Consider the following 21,323-nt stretch of genomic DNA (forward strand, 5'->3'; position numbering starts at 1 on the left):
ATTTCCGGACGATCTTTCGCGTTATCGTCTTTCCATGTTTTCGTTCCTTCTACTTTTGTTTCGCCTACTTTTGTATTCGTGATGTCATAACCATTGACTTTGGATTCGTATCCATCTACCGGTTGTTCCTTCACTTCATACTTGTACGCTACTCCATTTGCATCATACGCTACTAAATCTTTGAATTCATATTTCCAATCTGTTACTTTGCTTACTTCTTGCGTCGCAATCACTGTACCATTTTGTAAGAGGTCTACTTGAATCATTTCTGGACGATTTGTTGCGTTATCGTCGTTCCATGTCTTCGTTCCTTCTACTTTTGTTTGACCTACTTTTGTATTTGTGATATCAGTACCACTTACTTTGGATTCATATCCTGGTACTGGCTGTTCTTTCACTGTATACTCGTAAGCCTTTCCTTCCGCATCATATGCTTCTAGATCTGAGAATATATATTTCCAACCCAATACTGCTAGTACGTCGTGTGTTTGAATCACATTCCCGTTTTGTAGTAAGTCTACTTTGATCATTGTCGGACGGTCTGTTGCATTTCCATCGTTCCATGTCTTCGTTCCTTCTACTTTTGTTTTGCCTACTTTTGTATTTGTGATATCAGTACCACTTACTTTGGATTCATATCCTGGTACTGCTTGTTCTTTCACTTCATACTTGTACGCTGCTCCGTTTGCATCGTATGCCTGAAGTTTTTCAAATGTGTACTTCCAATTTGTTGCCGCTGTTACTTCTTTTGTATCTACTACTTTACCGTTTTGTAAAAGATCTACTTTGATCATTTCCGGACGATCTTTCGCGTTATCGTCTTTCCATGTTTTCGTTCCTTCTACTTTTGTTTCGCCTACTTTTGTATTTGTGATGTCATAACCTTTTAATTCAGACTTGTATCCGGCTACCTGCTGTTCTTTCACTTCATACTTGTACGCTACTCCGTTTGCATCGTATGCTTGCAGTTTTTCAAACGTATACTTCCAGTTTGTTTCCGCTGTTACTTCTTTTGTGTCTACTACTTTACCGTTTTGTAGTAAGTCTACCTTAATCGAGCTTGGACGATCTGTTGCATTGTTATCGTTCCATGTTTTCGTTCCTTCTACTTTTGTTTCGCCTACTTTTGTATTTGTGATGTCATAACCGTGTACGTCAGATTGGTATCCGGCTACTGGCCGTTCTTTCACTTCATACTTGTATGCTTTTCCATTTGCATCGAACGCTACTAAATCTTTAAATTCATACTTCCAACCTGTTTCTTTGCTTACTTCTTGTGTCGCAATCACTGTATCATTTTGTAGTAAGTCTACTTTGATGGCTTTATGCTCTTCCTCTGTGCCACCTTTCCACGTCTTCGTTCCTGCAACTGATGTCTTGCCTACTTTTGTATTCGTGATGTCATAACCATTGACTTTGGATTCGTATCCGGCTACTGCTTGTTCTTTCACTTCATACTTATATGCTTTTCCGTCTGCATCGTTTATCGCCAAATCTTTAAATTCATATTTCCAGCCTGTTGCTTCGCTTACTTCTTGCGTCGCAATCACTGTACCGCTTTGTAGTAAGTCTACTTTAATCATCGTTGGACGACCTTCCGCATTTCCGTCCTTCCATGTTTTCGTTCCTTCTACTTTGGTTTTTTGTACCACTTTTGTATTTGTAATATCATAACCGTTTACTTCTGTTGTGTATCCATCTATCGGTTGTTCTTTTACTTCATACTTGTACGCTACTCCATTTGCATCATACGTTGCTAGGTTGTCAAATTTGTATTTCCAACCATCTGCCGCTGTTACTTCTTTCGTGTTTACTACTTCCTCATTTTGTAGTAATTCTACTTTGATTGAACTTGGACGATCTTTCTCGTTATCGCCTTTCCACGTCTTCGTCCCTGCAATAGATGTAGTTTTCACCTTATTCGGAATTGGCAACTTAACTCCATTTACAGCATCTGATTTAACTTCAAAAATTACTTTTGCTTGAGGATCGAAATCAACATAGTCTGGAGCTGAAACTTCTTTCACATAATATTTACCTGGTTGTAAATTAGGGATTTCAATTATCCCTTTTTCATCTGTTTTATATACATCTCCAACTTGTTCATCAGACTCTTTATACAACTTAAACGAAACATTTGGGATTACTTTTTCTTCATCCCCTTCAATATGCTTCACAATTTTTAGTGTTCCTTTTGGAGTCACATTACCTTCAGCACCACCGCCAGCTATCATATTTTCGACTGGATGAGTACCCGATTCGGTAACTGGTTCCTTGTTTAGAACTTGGTAATCAATCGTATAATCATTCTTAAAAAACTCTTGCTTCTTCCCAGCTTCCGTTATAGTAGATGTATAACCAATCGAAAAGGAGGCAAGACGCGCTTTACCCTTATTAAGCACAACTTTAAATGATTTGTCTCCAGTAAAGGTAATCGTTCCGTAACCTTGCTTTTCAAGCTCTTGTAGCGTTAAAGATCGACGACCTATATAATCATCTACAATTATATAGAAACTATCCTTATTAAGTGTTTGACCTTCCTGTAAATTATCAGTCACAACAATATCACGACTTAACTCTTCTTTAGCCAAGTTTATATTCAAGAACCAACGTACTTCATCGCTCTTACCTGAGTTCATATCACCAGTTTTATAAAAAAATGGTGGCTTTCCAGGATCTGTACCCCCACCACTGCTTGGGCCGGTAATTGTTACAGATTGCTTATCTACATTTGTACCGAAATTGGTTTCAATCTCTTTCTTTTCATCCGTTCCTACATTAGCAGCTTCCACAAAAAAGTTTAAATACCCTTTAATATTTTGATGTGTACTCACTTTATCATTAAATGTACATACCACAGTACCTGCAGTGACTTTACAAGTACCATAATCATCTAATAGAAACTCTGTATTTAATCCTTTTAATTCTGGAGGCAGTGTTAATGTCAGTGTGTCTCCAGGCTTCATCTTAAGACTATCTTTTTCACTGAAGTTTATAGTTACTTTAGTCCGTTGTCCGATAGAAAGATCTGTTTTATCAATTTTAAAACTATCCACAAGTCCTAATGTATTTAATTCTTGTGCGTTTGCTACTATAGGTAAAAGACTCTGACCTATAGTAAACATGAAAATCATTATAATCGAAAAAATTGAAGTTATCCTTTTTAAATACATGCTTTCTGTTATCCTCCCTATAAAATGTTTCTAGATTCTAGAACAAATATACTATGACAAAGATTCCACTATATCAATGTCATTAAGCCACTCTACTAAAATATGTTTGATAGCTATTATCATCACCAACGCAAACGCTTGCTCTATAAATACAAAAATTCATTGCCGACAAGTATGGAAGAGCTATTTCACAGTAAATATGCATTTGGACAACTTCCTTACTTATCCTCCTAAAGAATACCAAGAAGTACAATCTATAATCGAATTTAGCATATCCGCCGAAGAAGGTTACGACTGTGAAACATGCTAGGATACTCGTATTCTAAAAGATGTCATTGAAGGTGCGTTTTCTGTCATTATGAGTTGAGGTGAAATTGGGCATATGTTAAAACGTTTTGTGTTTAGTTACACAACCAACCTACACACCGAAACAAATAGAACAAGAAGCATTATATAATTAAAAACGTTCTGGATGAAGTATTGGTTGCCTATGCAAGATGAAAGTCATATTCTCCAAATTTGAATACAGTGGAACGAATTTGGGGGTAACTAAAAAAGGGTATGATTGTCAACTGATTTCATATAAATCGTATAGAAATACGAAATTCAGCCTTTTCATTTTTGGAGTATATAAATGAGTGTCGAGAAAAAACACTTTGCCTAATGGGTTCCATGGCTATGTCGAAGAATTAAAATGAGCTTATATGTGATGATACTATCAAAACCGAGAGATTTATATCCTTTCATTATTTTTTATCAAATCATGAAAACTTTAATTGTACTATATGTACTATTTTAAACATACCACCCCTAGTTTCTTGACTAAGTTGGAAGTTTTCATGATTGATTACTAATTGTTTAGATACTTGGTTAGATGCATTGTTATTTTAGTATTTGGCATAGCTGTAACAATATCTTTCAAAACAATCACACCATTTCCTAGTAACATTCCAACAACTAATAATACATATATGGATTTTGATAATCTTACCCCCAACAGTCTATTATTCTAGAATCGTTCCTAAAAATCAATAGTTAATTGGTATTTTTCTATTTTCACTTCATCACTATCACATATATTTAGATTAGAAAATTGGGCACAGAAAAAGAGATAGCTTTGCCATCTCTTTTTCTGTTTCAACTTCCCCTTATCAAGCCATACAGCTTTTCATTGGTCTTCTTTCTTTGACATCTAATCAGTCTATACATTGAATAGATGTTTTTATGTCAACTCGTATATCACTTCTAAACAAAAATAAGCATCTTTTCTTTTGTCTATTACATTTTTTCTGGTGCAGATACTCCTACGATTGCTAGTGCGTTTTGAAGTGTAGTTCGTACTGCTTTCATTAATTCGTAACGAGCTTTACTTAACTCTAAGTTATCTTGGTTTAATACTTTCTCTGCATTGTAGAAGCTGTGTAGTGCTGCAGCTAATTCAAATGCATAGTTTGTAATGCGGTGTGGCAGACGTTTTTGCGCTGCATCCGCAACTACAGCTGGGAATTCACCAAGTTTTTTCAGTAATTCTACTTCTTTCTCAGAAGTAACAAGTTTATAGTTCACGTCTCCGCCTGTAGCTAATCCTAACTCTTCACCTTGACGAAGGATACTGCATACACGAGCATGTGCATATTGCGCATAGTATACTGGATTTTCATTAGATTTTGATACAGCTAAGTCCATATCGAAGTCTAAATGAGAATCACCGCTACGCATTGCAAAGAAGTAACGCATTGCGTCCACGCCTACTTCTTCCATAAGCTCACGAAGTGTAACTGCTTTACCCGTACGCTTACTCATCTTCATTTTTTCACCGTTTTGGTATAGTTGTACCATTTGGATGATTTCTACTTCTAATGTGTCTTTATCGTAACCAAGTGCTTGAATCGCAGCTTTCATACGAGGAATGTAACCGTGGTGGTCAGCACCCCAAATGTTGATTAATTTATCGAAACCACGCTCTAATTTGTCGCGATGGTAAGCGATATCTGGCGTTAAGTATGTGTAAGAACCGTCGTTTTTAATTAATACACGGTTTTTGTCGTCACCGTAAGTCATTGAACGGAACCAAGTTGCGCCGCCTTCTTCAAAGATTTCGTCACGCTCTTTTAATACAGCAAGAGCCTGATCAATCTTTCCGTTTTTGTATAATGATGTTTCTGAGAACCATACATCGAATTTAACACGGAAGCTCTCTAAGTCTTTTTGAAGTTTTGCTAACTCATATTTCAAACCGTATGAACGATAGAACTCATAGCTTTCTTCTGCATCAGCTTTCGCATAACGATCGCCAAACTCTTCAGCTAAACGTTTACCGATACCGATAATATCTGCACCGTGGTAACCGTCTTCTGGCATTTCTTTATCTAAACCTAACGCTTGCATGTAACGAGCTTCAACAGAAAGAGCTAAATTATGAATTTGGTTACCCGCGTCATTAATGTAGTACTCACGAGATACATCGTATCCTGCTTTTGCTAATACGTTACATAAAGTGTCACCTACCGCAGCACCGCGTGCATGTCCTAAGTGAAGGTCACCTGTTGGATTTGCAGATACGAACTCAATTTGTACTTTTTCACCTTTACCAGTGTTCGTTTCACCGTAAGCTTCACCAGCATTAACGATTGTTGGGATTAAGTCTGTTAAGTAACTATTATCCATATAGAAGTTAATAAAACCAGGACCAGCGATTTCAATTTTTTCAATAGAAGCTTTTGCTTTATCGAAGTTTGCAACTAATTCTTCTGCAATCATACGAGGTGCTTTTTTCGCAACACGTGCAAGTTGCATTGCCATATTTGTAGAGAAATCACCATTTGTTTTATCTTTTGGAGATTCTAATACAACGTTTGGAATTTGTTCTTCTGTTGCTAATTCTGCCTTTAATACAGCAGCTTGAATTTCTTCTTTAATCAATCCTTTTACCTGTTCTAAAGAATTCATTATTTTGCCTCCTTCAAGTTAATTGTAATTGTATATCTGCCAGCTTCTTGTTCACTTAGAAGCAATGCGTACGTTAAGAAGAGTTGTCCTTTTTTCTTTTCATCCGACCATTTAAAAAGAACGTTATCAGTTTTCGTTTGCAGTGCAAACGTACCAAGTTCACTCGTGTACGTACCAGTTGTCCATTCACCTTTCACATGCGTCTGACGCATAGAAATAGCACCTGAACGCATAATGAGAACTTGTTCATCTTGAATTTTTATAATTGTCTTCACTTCGCCTTGTTCGTTCGGCTCTTGGAATGTTACGTATGTACCTTGACCTTTTACATAGTATTGACCATTTGCTTCAAAAGCAACGGTTTCCTTCCTCGCCCCTTCACGGATTTCTGTTACGAAATGAACGTGTATCGGCAAGCCTGCAAGTTGTTTCTTCACGTCTTGCACACCTTTCAAATGTTATAGATATTAAATACTACTTATAATAAATCACTTTTCCTATCATATCAAAAAAAGATGCTGTCTGTCTGCTGAAAAATCAGGAAAACTCCTTTTCAAAAAATAATTCACCCTCACTTTATTTCATATGATAAAATATTTTTTAAATCTAAATATTCTTTTAATTAAAGGGGTGAATGTTGTGATACCAACAAAATTAAAAAAAGGGGATGAAATAAGAGTTATTTCACCATCTTGTAGTTTAAGTATTGTCTCAAATGAAAACAGAAACCTTGCTATAAAAAGATTAACCGACATGGGCTTTCAAGTTACATTCTCAAAATATGCTGATGAGATAGATCGATTCGCTTCCTCTTCTATTTCTTCACGTGTTCAAGACCTCCACGAAGCATTTAGAGACCCTAATGTAAAAGCAATTTTGACGACACTTGGCGGATATAACTCTAACGGCTTATTGAAACATCTCGATTACGATTTAATTCGCGAAAATCCAAAGTTTTTCTGCGGCTATTCTGACATTACTGCTTTACATAACGCACTTTATACAAAAACAGGTCTTGTTACATATTCAGGTCCTCACTTCTCTTCATTTGGAATGGAGAAAGGGCTCGCGTATACAACCGATTACTTTTTTAAATGCTTAACTTCTAATGATTCTATTGAAATCCTACCATCCGAAACGTGGAGTGATGATTCTTGGTATATAGATCAGGAAAATCGAGAATTTATTAAAAATGAAGGATATATTTCGATTCAAGAAGGAGAAGCTACAGGGGATATTATTGGCGGAAATATGAGCACTTTACATTTACTACAAGGTACTCCGTATATGCCAAGCTTACGAGATAAAATTTTATTTCTTGAAGAAGATAGTTTAACGGGAAAAGCTACACTTAAAACTTTCGATCGATACTTACATTCTCTTATGCAGCAAACTGATTTTGAATACGTAAAAGGTATCGTTATAGGAAGAATGCAAAAAGGAGCAGAATGTATGATAGAGGACATTCAAGAAATGATTACTTCAAAGCCTGAACTTGTACATATCCCTATTATTGCGAATGCAAGTTTCGGACATACAACTCCGATCTTTACTTTCCCAATTGGCGGACGTGCAAAAATCATTTCTAATAAAGAAAGTTCAGCTATCACCATTTTAACGCACTAAAAAAGGAGCGAACGATTCGCTCCTTTTATGGTTTTTCTATTTTTTGCAACGCTTTTTGTGGGATTGATTCTTTCGGGATTTCAGCCCATCCTTTTCCCTGCATACCTTTTGCATAAATTTTTATAAAAGCACCCGTATGCAATTCACGGTTCACCATTCTTTTAATAACTTGTAAATTTCCATCTTCTGTATATCCTTTAAATGTATACAAATATTCATCGTCTTTTTTCTCGCTTTTATCTATAACAGCATAATAATCTTGTATTTCTTTATTTGAAAAGAAGTTGTCTACAAAAGCATGCACACCTTCTGTTTTCGTGTTTAAATAATATGCTGTTCCTCCTAAAATAATGGCGAACACAGCTAAAACTTTAATTACCAATTTCATAAATGCGCCTCCTGTTTGCACTACTTTCTCACTAACCGTATGTCTATACCTGTATTATACGAAAAAAAGCATACTATACTCTATCGAAATGCCTTACACTTTCCTTACATTATTGTAAGGGTTTTTCACCTTACAGCAATTTCCCAATAAAAAATTTTTCCGTTTCACAAACTTTTATATTATTATTGAATGATACAAATTTTTATTACAAAAATCAAAGGAGACAGTTTTCAAATGGCTATCTTGCAAGGTTTAGCACTATTACTTGTTGTACTTTGTCTATTTACACTTTTCAGTTACCGTGCGCCTTACGGAATGAAGGCGATGGGTGCTTTAGCTAATGCAGCAATCGCAAGTTTTCTTATTGAAGCATTTCACCGTTATATAGGTGGAGAAATGTTTCATAATGACTTTTTACAATCAGTAGGAGAAGCTTCTGGTAGTATGAGCGGTGTCGCAGCAGCAATTTTAGTAGCATTAGCAATCGGCGTTTCACCCGTATACGCTGTTTTAATCGGTATCGCTACTAGTGGATTCGGTATTTTACCAGGATTTTTTGCTGGATACGTTTGTGCCTTCGTCGTGAAATTTCTCGAAAAGAAATTACCAGCTGGTGTAGAGTTTTTAGCAATCCTATTTATTGCTGCACCAATCTCACGTGGAATGGCCATGCTTATGGATCCACTCGTTAACGCAACACTTGGTAAAATCGGTTCTATGATTTCAGTTGCAACTACAGAAAGTCCTATCATTATGGGTATTATGCTTGGTGGATTAATAACAGTTATTTCTACCTCTCCATTAAGTTCTATGGCACTAACTGCAATGCTTGGATTAACAGGTTTACCAATGGCAATTGGTAGTCTTGCCGTTGCGGCCTCAGCCCCGATGAACTTTATTTTCTTTAAACGATTAAAAATTTGTTCAAAGAAAGATACAATCGCTGTAGCAATCGAGCCTTTAACACAAGCCGATGTTGTCTCAGCAAATCCAATTCCTATCTATATGACAAACTTCGTTGGCGGCGCGCTCGCCGGTATTATTACATCGCTATTCCAGCTCGTTAATAATGCGCCAGGAACAGCATCACCAATTCCAGGGCTTCTCGTCTTGTTTGGATTTAATGACGTTATAAAAGTAACGATCGCTGCTGTACTATGCGGAATCGTTACCACTATTGTCGGATACATCGGTTCTATTGTGTTCCGCAAATATCCGATCCGCTCTGCTGATGAAATTCGCGGCATTGCTTCAGAAGAGAAGGTTGCATAAGAAAAAGAGTTATTCTCACCTTTTGAGAATAACTCTTTTTTTCATGTCTTGCTATGGTAAATGGGATTATATCGACGATTTTTTTAATATATCGACTTACCGACACATAACGGATAAAATAAAAGCCCGCGATTCTGGGCGAGCCGCTTTCGCTTTTATTCTATCCAGTTACGCCTCCTAGACCCTTGCGTCTAAGAACCTTAGTCACCAGGTCTAAACAGTCGGCTTCACTTTTACTTCACCCAACCGAGCAGCATTTCCCGCACGAATTTGCTTGCTGCGACTGGTGTTTGATCACTATGGTCGTAGACAGGAGCTACTTCTACTAAGTCTGCTCCAACTACATTTATATTTGAATTTGCAATTGCCATGATGGAATCTAATAGTTCTTTAGATGTGATACCTCCAGCCTCTAACGTTCCTGTTCCAGGAGCATGAGCTGGGTCTAATACGTCAATGTCGATTGTGACATAGACTGGACGTCCTGCAAGTTTCGGTAATACTTCTTTTAACGGCTCTAATACGTCAAATTTGTATAAGTTCATACCTACTTCTTTCGCCCATTCAAATTCTTCCTTCATTCCAGAACGAATTCCGAAAGAATATACGTTTTCCGGACCAATTAAATCACACACTTTACGAATTGGTGTAGAGTGGGATAAAGGCTCCCCTTCATACGATTCACGTAAATCAGTATGAGCATCCATGTGGATGATTGCTAAATCCGGATATTTTTTTGCCATTGCCTTAAAAATTGGCCAAGACACTAAGTGCTCACCGCCGAGACCTAGTGGAAACTTACCGGCATCTAAAAGTTTTGATACATACTCTTCAATCATGTCTAAGCTGCGTTGTGCATTTCCGAATGGTAATGGGATATCACCCGCATCAAAATATTTTACCTCTTCTAGTTCACGATCTAAATACGGACTATATTCTTCAAGACCGATTGATACTTCACGAATACGTGCAGGGCCAAAGCGAGATCCTGGACGGAAACTTACTGTCCAATCCATAGGCATCCCATAAATAACCGCCTTTGACTCTTCAAAACTTGGATGACTTTTAATAAATACTTTACCTGAATAAGCTTCATCAAAACGCATATTCTTTTCCTCCTTATGTGGAACTTAAGGTATCCCAACCTTTCATTATTTCTCAAATTTGGAGCGTACTGCTCCTCTTTCTCGATTTACCTGGGCCTTCTTGTTATCACAAGAAGACTACTTCATTTGTAGCAGTGTAAGTAACTAGCATGTTCAAGCCTTCTAGACAAACACCTTAAATGAGTTACTTACACTTTATTTATTTCAATTTAACGCTCTTACTTAATTAAATCGCCAACAAATTTCGGTAATGCGAATGCTGCATTGTGTAATTCTTTTGTGTAGTATTTCGTTTCGATTTCGTGGAAACGCTCTTCACTTACTTCTAGTGGATCATGTTTTTTAGATCCGATTGTGAATGTCCAAAGTCCACTTGGATACGTTGGAATGTTTGCTGTGTATAAACGAGTAATTGGGAAGATCTCTTTTACGTCTTTAAACACAGTTGTAATTAGTTCTGGTGTGAACCAAGGGTTGTCCGTTTGTGCAACGAAAATACCATCTTCTTTTAACGCTTTAGAGATTCCAGCGTAGAAACCTTTCGTAAATAAGTTTACTGCTGGTCCTACCGGCTCAGTAGAATCTACCATAATTACGTCATATTCATTTTCGCTTTCTGCGATGTGTAGGAAACCGTCTCCTACTTTCACCTCTACACGCTCATCATCTAATGCGCCTGCAATTGATGGTAAGTACTGTTTAGAGTACTCAATTACTTTTCCATCAATTTCAACAAGAGTTGCTTTTTTTACGCTTGGGTGTTTTAACACTTCACGAATAACACCGCCATCACCACCACCGACAACTAATACGTTTTCAGGGTTTGGATGTGTAAATAAAGGTACGTGCGCTACCATTTCATGATAAACGAACTCATCTTTTTCTGTTGTCATAACCATGCCATCTAAAATAAGCATGTTTCCGAACTCTTCCGTTTCAACCATATCAAGTTTTTGGAATTCTGTTTGCTCCGTATGTAATGTGCGGTTAATACGTGCCGTAATCCCAAAATGTTTTGTTTGTTTTTCAGTGAACCATAGTTCCATCGTACAATCACGCCTTTCAATGCAAATTTATAATAGGGACATCATTAATGTCCCCTAACAAAAATAAAACAAAACATCCAAAATGTATAGTTAAAAGTACAAAAATACCGAAAATATATTTTAGTCAGAGGGTTCTAACATATATGTGGAAAGGGTTTGCCTTGTAATAGGAAAGAAAACCCTTTCTTAAGAAAGGGCTTTTGTCTCTATTTCTTCCGGTTTACGAATCGGAATTAAGATCATAACGCAACCAACTAATACCACAACTCCACCAACTAAAAATGGACTTTGTGGTGAAACAGTGTGTCCGATAACTCCTGATAAAATAGGAGCAATCGCTCCTCCTAACCAACGAACGAAGTTATAAACACCTGACGTAACAGATCTTTCATAAGGTGAAATATCCATTACATAGCTTGTATATAATGCATTATTTAAACCAGATGCTAATCCTGATAGAACGATTAATACGATTTGTAACCACATAATTTTCACAAAGAATAATGCAATTAAGAAAATCGCAAATGCGAGTAAACTACCTTTTAACAATGTTTTCGGTTCATATTTACCTTCTAGCTTATGTGCTAAAATTGCTGAACCGTAAGCTAACGCTAATCCCCATCCACAAAATACAAATCCTAATTGAATAGCAGATAAGTGCATAATAAGTGGTGAATATGCTAGCACAACGAAAAATCCGTAGTAGTATAACATCCCTGAAATCGCACCTTGCATAAACGGTTTATATTTCACCAAGTTAAGTAATTCACCTACGCCCGCTGCTTTACGCTTCACTTTTCGCTCCGGTTCTTTTACAAAAAAGAATACTAAAATAAATGCTAAGAAAATTAAAATACTCGTTGCGAAAAATGGGTAACGCCAAGAATGTCCACCTAATATACCACCTAACAATGGGCCACCTGCCATTCCTAAACCGATAGCTGCTTCATATAATCCTACTGCTTCATGAACCTCCTTACTTAATGCTATTAAAAGTGTCATTGCTGTAGCAAAAAACATCGCATTTCCTAATCCCCATCCAGCACGGAAAAGAGATAATTGAGCAATCGTTTGCGATATACCGCATATAAACGCAAATACAGTTACAATTGCAAGACCGATTGTCATCATGCGCTTATCACCAAATCTTGATGCGAATATACCAGCTGGTAACATCATAATTGCCATCGTTAAAATATATGCGGTAAATAACATTTCAACTTGCCAATGCGTTGCACCAATTTTCTCAGCAATAATTGGCAAGATTGGATCGACTACCCCTATACCAGAAAAGGCAAGGAAAGTAGCCACCACTGTAATCAATCTCCCTAGTTTTTGTTTGCTCTCCATTTCAATCATTCTCCTTTTGTGCTCTCTAAAAATGTCACTGCACGATGTAAACTATCTTCAAGTTCTGCCTTTACACGCTGCATTTGCTCCATTTTTTCATCCAACGTTTGCACTTGTTTCTCGAGCATATCTTTAATTTCTTGAATCACTTCGCGGTCGCGAGGATTCTCGCTATTTCTTCTTTGTTCCATTCTTTCTTTTAACGATAAGAAATGTTGCATTTCTTGAAGCGTGATTCCTAATACTTCTTTCGCTTCCACGATCCTTTTAATTCTTGCAATATCCTCATCCGTATAAAGCCGAATGTTCCCCTCACTACGCCCCGGGGGATGAATTAAACCAATTTCCTCATAATAACGAAGTGTACGCTTTGTTAAACCAACTTGCTTTGTTACTTCATCAATTTTATACATGTTTATTCCTCCCTTCACTCAATTATTACATTTTACGTTAACGTTAACTTTTGTGCAACTGTTAGACTTTTGTAAATTTTTTTCATATAAATTGTATTTTTCTCATAGCGGTTTCATAATGAAGGAAAAGAGATGATAAGGAGATTTTCACATGAATAAACCACTTATTTTCGCTCACCGCGGGGTGAAAGGAACACATCCAGAAAATACGATGATCGCCTTCCAAGAAGCTGAACGCATTGGCGCTCATGGGATTGAACTTGATGTTCATCTATCAAAAGATGGCGAACTTGTCGTAATCCACGATGAAACAGTGGATCGCACAACAAATGACGTAGGGATTGTTTCTGAAAAAACGGTAGAGGAATTACAATCATTGGACGCTGGTAGCCATAAAGACCCTTCTTTCCATGAAGCAAAAATCCCAACGTTACGCGAAGTTTTCATCTGGCTTTCCACAACGAACTTACAACTAAATATCGAATTAAAAACAGATGTGATTCACTACCCAAATATTGAAGAGAAAGTTGTTGCACTTGTTCGTGAATATCATCTTTCTAATCAAATTGTATTCTCATCATTTAACCATGACTCTGTTTCATTATTAGCAGAAATAGCTCCTGAAATCCCAAGGGCAATTTTATATGATACGCCACTTGCTGATCCTATTGCTGAAGCAAAAATTAGAGAAGCAACTGGTTTACATCCAAACTTTCAGCTACTAACTAAAGAATTCGTACAGTTAGCACAAAAACAAGGGTACGTTTTCCGCCCTTATACAATTAACGAATACAAAGATTTACAAACGATGATTGATTATGGTGTAGATGTCATCATCACCGATTGGCCAGCACGTGCCTTCGAGCTCCTTTCTTAATTGAAGGGGCTTTTTTGTTTTCAAAATTTCATTGTTTAAAATAAATGAAAATCCTCAATACTAATACAATAATGTTTGTATTAATGAGGGGCTGAAAAAGATGAATCAAACTATGAATCCAAAACTTAAAAAATATAAACGTCTTTTCTTCACCGTAATGTTTTCTTGTGTTCTTTTTTTCGTTTTTTCCTTTTTTGTTATTATTATAGTTGCAAAAATTATGGGACCACCTCCTGTCGCAGTCCCGCAAACAAGCGTCTTTTACGCGAATGATGATACAGTTATTGGACAAAGTAACGAAATACAAAAGCGTTACAATGTCTCTCTTAATGAAATTTCTCCCTATGTAAAAGAAGCGACACTTTCTATTGAAGACCAAAGATTTTATAAGCATCATGGCTTCGATATGAAACGTATTGCAGGTGCAATTGTTGCTGATTTAAAAGCGATGGCAAAAGTACAAGGTGCTAGTACGATTACACAACAATACGCACGTAATCTATATTTAGATCATGATAAAACGTGGAAACGGAAACTATTAGAGGCAATGTATACTGTCCGCCTTGAAGTGAATTATAATAAAAATCATATTTTAGAAGGTTATTTAAATACAATTTATTACGGACATGGTGCTTATGGCATCGAAGCTGCGTCTCGTCTATATTTCGATAAAACAGCAAAAGAATTAACATTAGCAGAAGCCAGTATGCTTGCAGGAATCCCAAAAGGACCTAGTGTCTACTCTCCCTTTTTAAAAGAAGAACGTGCTAAAGGACGTCAATCTCTCATATTAGATGAAATGGTAGAACAAGGTTATATTACGAAGCAGCAAGCAGCTTCTGCAAAAAAGGAACCACTAACTTTTGCCTCGCTTGATACGAAAAAAGTAGCAGAGGTTGCGCCTTATTTCCAAGATGCTGTACAAGCTTCTCTTCTTCGGGATATCGGACTGGATGAGCAAGCCTTACAACGAGGTGGCTTACGTATTTATACAACGTTAGATTCTAAGTTACAATCTGTAGCAGAACAAGCTGTCAAAGATCATATACCTGAAACAGCAAACATACAAACTGCCCTCGTCTCTATGAATCCAAAAACAGGTGAAGTGGCTGCTCTTGTTGGAGGAACTGATTATAATACGAGTCAATTTAACAGGGCTACACAAGCCGTCCGTCAGCCTGGATCTACATTTAAACCCTTTCTATATTACGCAGCTTTGGAACGAGGATTCACCCCTGCTACGCGCTTAAAAAGCGAATACACTGTATTCACTTTAGGTGACGGTGTTTCAAAGTATAAACCGAAAAACTATAAAGATTATTACGCAGATGATTTCGTAACGATGGCACAAGCTCTCGCAGTCTCTGATAACATATACGCTGTGAAAACAAATTTATTTTTAGGTGATGACACGCTCGCAAAAACAGCGAAGCAATTCGGAATTAAGAGTGCATTAAAAGATGTGCCTTCCCTAGCTCTCGGTACGTCTCCTGTAAAACCAATTGAAATGGTGAATGCTTATAGTATGTTCGCAAACGGTGGAAAAGAAGTAAAACCTATCTTTATTCGCCGTATTATGGATCATGAAGGGAACATGTTATACGATGCTCATTTGGAGAGCAAACAAGTTCTCGATAAGAGCAAAGCGTTTGTGATGGAAGAAATGATGACTGGTATGTTTAATAAAAAATTAAGCAGTTATGCCGCTGTAACTGGTCAATCTATGTTATCAAAACTATCAAGAACATATGCCGGAAAGTCTGGTTCTACTGAAACCGATAGTTGGATGATTGGATTCACTCCGCAAATTGTAACTGGTGTATGGGTTGGATACGATCAACCTAAATCTATTTCAAACGTAGCAGAACAAGGATATGCGAAAAAAATATGGACCGATACGATGGAGAAAGGCTTAGATGGACAGCCTAAAAAGGATTTTAAACAACCAAGTGATGTCGTAGCCGTTAATATTAACCCAGAAAACGGCAAGATCGCTACAAAGAACTGTCCAATTTCAGTTAAAATGTATTTCGCCAAAGGCACCGAGCCTACTGAATATTGTATGGATCATGTCGATGATAAAGAGGAATTTGAAAAAACAAGTGAAGAAAAGAAAAAAACAAGTTGGTGGAAAAAATATCTTCCTTGGTAAAAAAATAGCTGACGGACATCCGTCAGCTATTTTTTATTCACTTAATAATGCATGACGCAATTCTTCACTAGACTCGTTCCAAATCGCTTCATTATGTTCTTTCAAGAACGTACCAAGTACTTTTTTAGAAGATTCATCCATATGTTCAACCATAATGTGACGCTTCAATGATTTATCCATTTTGTTTACATGCTCTGGAAGTGATTTATATCCGCGGCGAATTTCACGGTCTACTGTCATTTCACAAGCTGTTACCCCTGCGTAATAAGCACCGTTCGGTGTTCTTTCAATTGTTACCCAAACAAGCCAAAATGGTTTTCCGTTTGGAACGTCATCTTTATTTGTTAAAAACTTAATTCCTTTTTCTACTGTACTACGCGCATGCATCGCACCGATATCAACGAATGCAGTTTTCTCTAGTACATCAACAAATACAGGTGAAATGTTTTCTAAGCTTAATGCACCAACACCAAATCCACCATGTCCATCTGTTGAATCATTTTTCACGATATTAAAACCGATTTTCTTCTTTTTCTCTGTCATATGTAACTTCCTCCTCACTTAAAAATTATAAAAGCCCAAAAATAGGCGCAATGATACTTTGTAAAAATACGAATACATACGGAATGACAACATTGAAAATAGGTTGAATTGTGTAATTGCTAAGCGGTGTAATAACAAGAATTAATAACGCAATTGCTCCATATTTTTCATACTGTGTCATTTTCGCACGAATATTTGCTGGTGCTAAATCTTCCACAACGCGATATCCATCAAGTGGCGGAATCGGTAATAAGTTAAATACAAGTAAAACGATATTAAGCATAATAAAAATTTGGAAGAATCGACCTAATGTATCTGCTACTGCAAATGGAATTGAGTCTAGTACGCCAAATGTTAATAAGCTATACCAAATAATTAAACCAATCGCACTTAAAATTAAGTTACTAATCGGTCCTGCAATAGAAACTAATATCCCTGCAAGACGTGGTCTTTTAAAGTTATACGGGTTAACAGGCACCGGTCTTGCCCAACCGAATCCAAGAATTAATACTGCAATCATCCCGATAGGATCTAAATGGGCCATCGGTGATAACGTTAAACGCCCTTGTTTTTTCGCTGTATCGTCCCCAAATTTATATGCCACATATGCATGTGCAAATTCATGAACGGATAGTGCAATAATAATCGCCATTGCTACTAACGGAATTTCGTGCAATGGATATCTAAATAACTGATCCATACTTCATCTCCTCTTCAATATGTCAAAAAAGAAATTATTTGTTTTTTCGATTGTTCTTCCCCATAATCCGCTATAATAAGAGTGTAACTTACATAAAAGGAGCGATTGTACATGCCATACGTAACAGTGAAAATGCTAGAAGGACGCACAGAGGAACAAAAGAAAGCTCTTGCTGAGAAAGTAACAGCAGCAGTAAGCGAAACAACTGGTGCTCCTGAAGAAAACATCGTTGTTTTCATCGAAGAAATGTCTAAAAACCATTATGCAGTTGGCGGAAAACGCTTAAGCGACAAATAATTTCAAGTTCTTTCATAAGAAGCAGCCATTAGCTGCTTCTTATTTCTTTCCTTCTAACAACTCGATAATTCTCTCTTTATATTTTCCTTTTCTTCCATCTTCATAGATTAAATCATGCGGATAGAATAACTTTTGGTCCGTTCTCTTCTTCCCCGTAATCGCCTCAACAATATCCGATTCACGTGAAAGCTCTCTAAGTTCCCCGTTCGGCATAAGGAGTAAGATTGGCAGACGCTCTTCCTCTTCTCCTGCGCGATAAAAGTCATATGGTAAATCCGATGTTGAATCAACAACTAAATAATACTCTGGATCTAGTCCAATCTTTTTAAATAAGCTGCTTAGCTCCATCCAATTATCTAAACCGTGCTTATCTGTAAACTCTACATATTTAAATAGATTTCGATTCATAAAACGACGGCATAAGTCACTTAAAATTGGATCTTCTTCATCTTGCCATACTTGGAAGTAATAATACATTACGTTCTCGTCTAGCTTTAAATAATCCTCTACTGTCACTTCTTCTTCAAACAAAGAATAGAAATGAACAGGATGATTTTTAAAAGCATAATACTTCTCATGCAATGATTTAGCACGGTGTAAAATCTTCGTTAAAATAACTTCTGCACTGCGCGTTACCGGATGGAAATATACTTGCCAATACATTTGATAACGGCTCATAATATAATGCTCAACAGCATGCATACCACTATTTTTAATAACTACTTGATTCCCATACGGACGCATGACACGCAATATACGTTCCATATCAAAGTTCCCATACTTTACGCCTGTGAAATAAGCATCTCTTAATAAATAATCCATACGATCTGCATCAATTTGACTTGAAATCATACTAATCGCTAATTTATTAGTAGATGTTTTCGCAATTACATCTGCCACTTTTTGCGGGAAGTCCTTATCCACACGACTTAATACACGATTAATTTCCGTATTTCCTACAATAATCTTTTGCGTAAATTTCTCATGATCTAATGAAAATACTTTTTCAAACGAATGAGAAAATGGGCCGTGACCGACATCATGAAGTAATGCCGCACATAAACATAACAATCTATCTTCAGCATTCCAGTTCGGTCTGCCATCAAACACATCATCAATCATACGACGAATAATTTCATATACACCTAACGAATGAGTAAAGCGACTATGCTCTGCACCGTGAAATGTAAAAAATGTTGTTCCAAGCTGCTTAATACGGCGCAAGCGTTGAAATTCTTTCGTTCCGATTAAATCCCAAATAACACGATCACGCACGTGCACATATTTATGTACTGGGTCTTTAAACACTTTTGTTTCGCTGAGTTTGTCGTTTAAATATACCATTTTTCGACATCCCCCTTTCTTTACTGCATTCTTACTATATATTATAAACGAAATAGGAAACAGAAAGAAATGAAAGACTGTATTAATTGCCCTTATATAAAGAAAAAATCACCTTTACCGAAGTAAAAGCGATTTCTTTTTATACATTATTTTCCTAAAACGAACTCAGCAACTTCATCTAAGATCATTTCTTTTCCTAGTGGGAAGTAACCTTTGTTTAGATCTTCATTTTTAATTGTAAATACGTGGTTATTTTTAACAGCATTCATGTTTTTCCAAATTGATTCTTCTTGGAATTCTTTTAGACGCTGAGAACCGTCACCCGTTGTAAATACAAATAAGTAATCTGGGTTGTAATCGATTAAAGCTTCTTTTTGTACTTGTACTAATGGTTTATCAGTTGGTGTACCTTTAACTGCTGGTAATTTTAAATCATTAAAGATTACGCTACCGTAACCGTAGTCACCATATACACGGAATGCATTTGGATATGCAGCCATTTTCATGAATGTTGCATCACCAGTTTTAGCGATAATTTTATCATGTAATTTGCTTGCTTTTTCATCATACTTTTTAAACCATTCTTTTGTTTCTTTCTCTTTACCAAGAATTTGGCCTACTTCTTCAAACTTTGGACGCCATTGATCTAATGGAGTGTTTAACATAACTGTTGGTGCAATTTTAGATAATTGATCGTAAATCTTTTCTTGACGATTATTTACAAGAATTAAGTCTGGTTTTGCAGCAGCTACTGCTTCGATGTTAATTTTATCGCCCCAAGCAGAACCAACTGGTTTAACGTCTTTTAATTTATTTGCAATATGTGCATCAATTTTTTCTTGAGATGTATTAGCTGTAATAATTGGTTTCATACCAAAGATTAATAATTCTTCTGTTGAACCACTAAGGTCAGCAATTTTCTTTGGATTTGCAGGGATTTTAATTTCCCCTTTTGCATGTTTTACAGTGCGCTCTTCAGTCTTCGCATCTGCTTTCTTTTCTTCTTCTTTGTTAGAACAAGCTGCAAATAGTACAGAAGTAACCACTAGTACCATTGCTAATAGTGCCATTTTAAAATTCTTCATGTTCCCACTCCTTCTGGCTGTATTTATCTTATAATTTAGGATGAACTATAAGAAACAAAGATAACAATTAATCAATATATATTTATTAACCGTTGTTAATGACCCATTCTAATGGGCGTTCAACTTCCCATTTATAAGTAAGAAGCTCAACGTCCATTAGAAGTCCCCCTCTTTACGAGGGGATTCTACTTATGCTTTTTTACGCAATTGATTACTAATCATCGCTAAATCATATGTTAAACAAATCGGTTTACAGTTTACTGGACATGGAACGATTTGCGCTTCAATCTCAAACACGTTACGAAGTGTTTCACTTGTCATAACCTCATCTGGCGTTCCTTGTTTCATTAACTTACCTGCTTTTAATGCAATCATATGATCAGAGAAACGAGAAGCATGATTTAAATCGTGAATAACCATCACAATTGTCCTACCTTCTTCTTGGTTCAATTTCTTCAGTAAGTTTAATACTTCAAGTTGATGTGCCATATCTAAATATGTCGTTGGTTCATCTAACACAAGTAAATCTGTTCCTTGTGCAAGAGCCATCGCAATCCATACCCGTTGACGTTGACCACCTGATAAGGCTTCTGCTGAACGATTTGCGAACTCTGTCATTCCCGTCACTTCAAGTGCCCAATGAATGTAGCGATAGTCTTCTTCTTTCAATGTTCCAAATCCTTTTTGATGAGGAAAACGTCCATATGAAACAAGTTCAAACACAGTAAGGCCTGTTGGCACTTCTGCAGTTTGTGGTAAGATCGCCATTTTCTTTGCGATTTCTTTCGTTGGCTGTTTCTCAATTGCTTTTCCATCAAGATAAACAGTACCTTTTTTCGCCTTCAAAATACGAGAAGCCGTTTTTAATAATGTGGATTTCCCACAACCATTTGGTCCAATAATCGTTGTAATTTTTCCTTCCGGAATTTCAACTGTTAATCCATCAATAATTAATCCTTCATTATAGCCAACAGATACCGAATCAACTGCTAAAGTTGCCAT

General features: G+C 36.7%; 18 protein-coding genes. 5 read left to right on the forward strand and 13 right to left on the reverse strand.

The window, feature by feature from the left end:
- The 3 genes from JDS95_RS19145 to JDS95_RS19155 all read right to left on the reverse strand — a co-directional run.
- Window positions 1-3,173: Cna B-type domain-containing protein (locus tag JDS95_RS19145; protein WP_199690721.1), on the reverse strand; the 3,173-nt coding region annotated here is incomplete at its 3' end.
- A gap of 1,278 nt (window positions 3,174-4,451) precedes the next feature.
- A complete protein-coding gene (argS, locus tag JDS95_RS19150) occupies window positions 4,452-6,122 on the reverse strand; it encodes an arginine--tRNA ligase (RefSeq protein ID WP_001086439.1) in 1,671 nt (556 codons plus the stop codon).
- Window positions 6,122-6,559 (reverse strand): YwiB family protein, encoded by a 438-nt coding sequence (locus tag JDS95_RS19155; protein WP_079246217.1) that lies wholly within the window; start codon window positions 6,557-6,559, stop codon window positions 6,122-6,124. The genes argS and JDS95_RS19155 overlap by 1 nt, the downstream gene beginning before the upstream one ends.
- A 148-nt stretch (window positions 6,560-6,707) precedes the next feature.
- Between JDS95_RS19155 and JDS95_RS19160 the strand changes: the two genes are divergently transcribed.
- On the forward strand, window positions 6,708-7,748 hold the full coding sequence (locus JDS95_RS19160) for a S66 family peptidase (protein WP_002046000.1): 1,041 nt from the start codon (window positions 6,708-6,710) through the stop codon (window positions 7,746-7,748).
- A 25-nt stretch (window positions 7,749-7,773) separates the two neighbouring features.
- Here the strand turns inward: JDS95_RS19160 and JDS95_RS19165 are convergent, their stop codons facing one another.
- Window positions 7,774-8,136, reverse strand: a complete 363-nt coding sequence (locus JDS95_RS19165) for a YxeA family protein (protein ID WP_000779927.1) — start codon at window positions 8,134-8,136, stop codon at window positions 7,774-7,776.
- Window positions 8,137-8,370: 234 nt separating this feature from the next.
- Between JDS95_RS19165 and JDS95_RS19170 the strand changes: the two genes are divergently transcribed.
- Window positions 8,371-9,408, forward strand: coding sequence for a PTS sugar transporter subunit IIC (locus JDS95_RS19170; protein WP_000996326.1), 1,038 nt, complete (start codon window positions 8,371-8,373; stop codon window positions 9,406-9,408).
- Window positions 9,409-9,641: 233 nt separating this feature from the next.
- Here the strand turns inward: JDS95_RS19170 and speB are convergent, their stop codons facing one another.
- The 4 genes from speB to JDS95_RS19190 all read right to left on the reverse strand — a co-directional run bounded on the left by speB (window position 9,642) and on the right by JDS95_RS19190 (window position 13,323).
- Complete coding sequence (gene speB / locus JDS95_RS19175) at window positions 9,642-10,514, reverse strand: agmatinase (protein WP_001209829.1); 873 nt, start codon at window positions 10,512-10,514, stop codon at window positions 9,642-9,644.
- A 218-nt stretch (window positions 10,515-10,732) separates the two neighbouring features.
- Entirely contained in the window at window positions 10,733-11,560 is an 828-nt protein-coding gene (gene speE, locus JDS95_RS19180; RefSeq protein WP_000424693.1) for a polyamine aminopropyltransferase, read from the reverse strand.
- A gap of 186 nt (window positions 11,561-11,746) precedes the next feature.
- Window positions 11,747-12,910: an MFS transporter gene (locus JDS95_RS19185; RefSeq protein WP_070173999.1), complete on the reverse strand. Its 1,164-nt coding sequence runs from the start codon at window positions 12,908-12,910 to the stop codon at window positions 11,747-11,749.
- A gap of 5 nt (window positions 12,911-12,915) precedes the next feature.
- The gene (locus JDS95_RS19190) at window positions 12,916-13,323 is read right to left on the reverse strand and encodes a MerR family transcriptional regulator (protein ID WP_070174000.1); all 408 of its coding nucleotides are present in this window, start codon (window positions 13,321-13,323) and stop codon (window positions 12,916-12,918) included.
- A gap of 151 nt (window positions 13,324-13,474) precedes the next feature.
- On the opposite strand from JDS95_RS19190, the gene JDS95_RS19195 reads away from it, so the two are divergent.
- Both JDS95_RS19195 and JDS95_RS19200 read left to right on the forward strand, forming a co-directional pair.
- Window positions 13,475-14,200 carry a glycerophosphodiester phosphodiesterase gene (locus tag JDS95_RS19195; RefSeq protein WP_199690722.1) on the forward strand — a complete coding sequence of 242 codons (726 nt, stop codon included), beginning with the start codon at window positions 13,475-13,477 and terminating at the stop codon, window positions 14,198-14,200.
- A gap of 100 nt (window positions 14,201-14,300) precedes the next feature.
- On the forward strand, window positions 14,301-16,352 hold the full coding sequence (locus JDS95_RS19200) for a transglycosylase domain-containing protein (RefSeq protein WP_085450935.1): 2,052 nt from the start codon (window positions 14,301-14,303) through the stop codon (window positions 16,350-16,352).
- A gap of 33 nt (window positions 16,353-16,385) precedes the next feature.
- Here the strand turns inward: JDS95_RS19200 and JDS95_RS19205 are convergent, their stop codons facing one another.
- Window positions 16,386-16,895: a YwhD family protein gene (locus JDS95_RS19205; RefSeq protein ID WP_000136676.1), complete on the reverse strand. Its 510-nt coding sequence runs from the start codon at window positions 16,893-16,895 to the stop codon at window positions 16,386-16,388.
- A 25-nt stretch (window positions 16,896-16,920) separates the two neighbouring features.
- On the reverse strand, window positions 16,921-17,595 hold the full coding sequence (locus JDS95_RS19210) for a site-2 protease family protein (protein ID WP_000372440.1): 675 nt from the start codon (window positions 17,593-17,595) through the stop codon (window positions 16,921-16,923).
- 111 nt (window positions 17,596-17,706) lie between these two features.
- Between JDS95_RS19210 and JDS95_RS19215 the strand changes: the two genes are divergently transcribed.
- The gene (locus JDS95_RS19215) at window positions 17,707-17,892 is read left to right on the forward strand and encodes a 2-hydroxymuconate tautomerase (protein ID WP_001147171.1); all 186 of its coding nucleotides are present in this window, start codon (window positions 17,707-17,709) and stop codon (window positions 17,890-17,892) included.
- 39 nt (window positions 17,893-17,931) lie between these two features.
- On the opposite strand, the gene JDS95_RS19220 is transcribed toward JDS95_RS19215, so the two are convergent.
- From JDS95_RS19220 to JDS95_RS19230, 3 genes are all read right to left on the reverse strand, one after another.
- Window positions 17,932-19,236, reverse strand: coding sequence for an HD domain-containing protein (locus JDS95_RS19220; protein WP_000262744.1), 1,305 nt, complete (start codon window positions 19,234-19,236; stop codon window positions 17,932-17,934).
- Between the two features lie 146 nt (window positions 19,237-19,382).
- On the reverse strand, window positions 19,383-20,321 hold the full coding sequence (locus JDS95_RS19225) for an ABC transporter substrate-binding protein (protein ID WP_000787722.1): 939 nt from the start codon (window positions 20,319-20,321) through the stop codon (window positions 19,383-19,385).
- 189 nt (window positions 20,322-20,510) lie between these two features.
- Complete coding sequence (locus JDS95_RS19230; RefSeq protein ID WP_000212075.1) at window positions 20,511-21,323, reverse strand: ABC transporter ATP-binding protein; 813 nt, start codon at window positions 21,321-21,323, stop codon at window positions 20,511-20,513.

Origin of the sequence: Bacillus cereus group sp. N24, from assembly GCF_016483345.1 — a bacterium.
In the GTDB taxonomy this organism is placed as follows: Bacteria; Bacillota; Bacilli; order Bacillales; family Bacillaceae_G; genus Bacillus_A; species Bacillus_A toyonensis.

Coding starts and splice junctions, on each gene's coding strand:
- JDS95_RS19160 (WP_002046000.1), top strand. CDS start 6,708: ATGATAAAATATTTTTTAAATCTAAATATTCTTTTAATTAAAGGGGTG.
- JDS95_RS19190 (WP_070174000.1), bottom strand. CDS start 13,323: ATGTATAAAATTGATGAAGTAACAAAGCAAGTTGGTTTAACAAAGCGT.
- JDS95_RS19230 (WP_000212075.1), bottom strand. CDS start 21,323: ATGGCAACTTTAGCAGTTGATTCGGTATCTGTTGGCTATAATGAAGGA.
- JDS95_RS19185 (WP_070173999.1), bottom strand. CDS start 12,910: ATGGAGAGCAAACAAAAACTAGGGAGATTGATTACAGTGGTGGCTACT.
- JDS95_RS19195 (WP_199690722.1), top strand. CDS start 13,475: ATGAATAAACCACTTATTTTCGCTCACCGCGGGGTGAAAGGAACACAT.
- speE (WP_000424693.1), bottom strand. CDS start 11,560: ATGGAACTATGGTTCACTGAAAAACAAACAAAACATTTTGGGATTACG.
- JDS95_RS19220 (WP_000262744.1), bottom strand. CDS start 19,236: ATGGTATATTTAAACGACAAACTCAGCGAAACAAAAGTGTTTAAAGAC.
- argS (WP_001086439.1), bottom strand. CDS start 6,122: ATGAATTCTTTAGAACAGGTAAAAGGATTGATTAAAGAAGAAATTCAA.
- JDS95_RS19225 (WP_000787722.1), bottom strand. CDS start 20,321: ATGAAGAATTTTAAAATGGCACTATTAGCAATGGTACTAGTGGTTACT.
- JDS95_RS19210 (WP_000372440.1), bottom strand. CDS start 17,595: ATGGATCAGTTATTTAGATATCCATTGCACGAAATTCCGTTAGTAGCA.
- JDS95_RS19215 (WP_001147171.1), top strand. CDS start 17,707: ATGCCATACGTAACAGTGAAAATGCTAGAAGGACGCACAGAGGAACAA.
- JDS95_RS19170 (WP_000996326.1), top strand. CDS start 8,371: ATGGCTATCTTGCAAGGTTTAGCACTATTACTTGTTGTACTTTGTCTA.
- JDS95_RS19165 (WP_000779927.1), bottom strand. CDS start 8,136: ATGAAATTGGTAATTAAAGTTTTAGCTGTGTTCGCCATTATTTTAGGA.
- speB (WP_001209829.1), bottom strand. CDS start 10,514: ATGCGTTTTGATGAAGCTTATTCAGGTAAAGTATTTATTAAAAGTCAT.
- JDS95_RS19205 (WP_000136676.1), bottom strand. CDS start 16,895: ATGACAGAGAAAAAGAAGAAAATCGGTTTTAATATCGTGAAAAATGAT.
- JDS95_RS19200 (WP_085450935.1), top strand. CDS start 14,301: ATGAATCAAACTATGAATCCAAAACTTAAAAAATATAAACGTCTTTTC.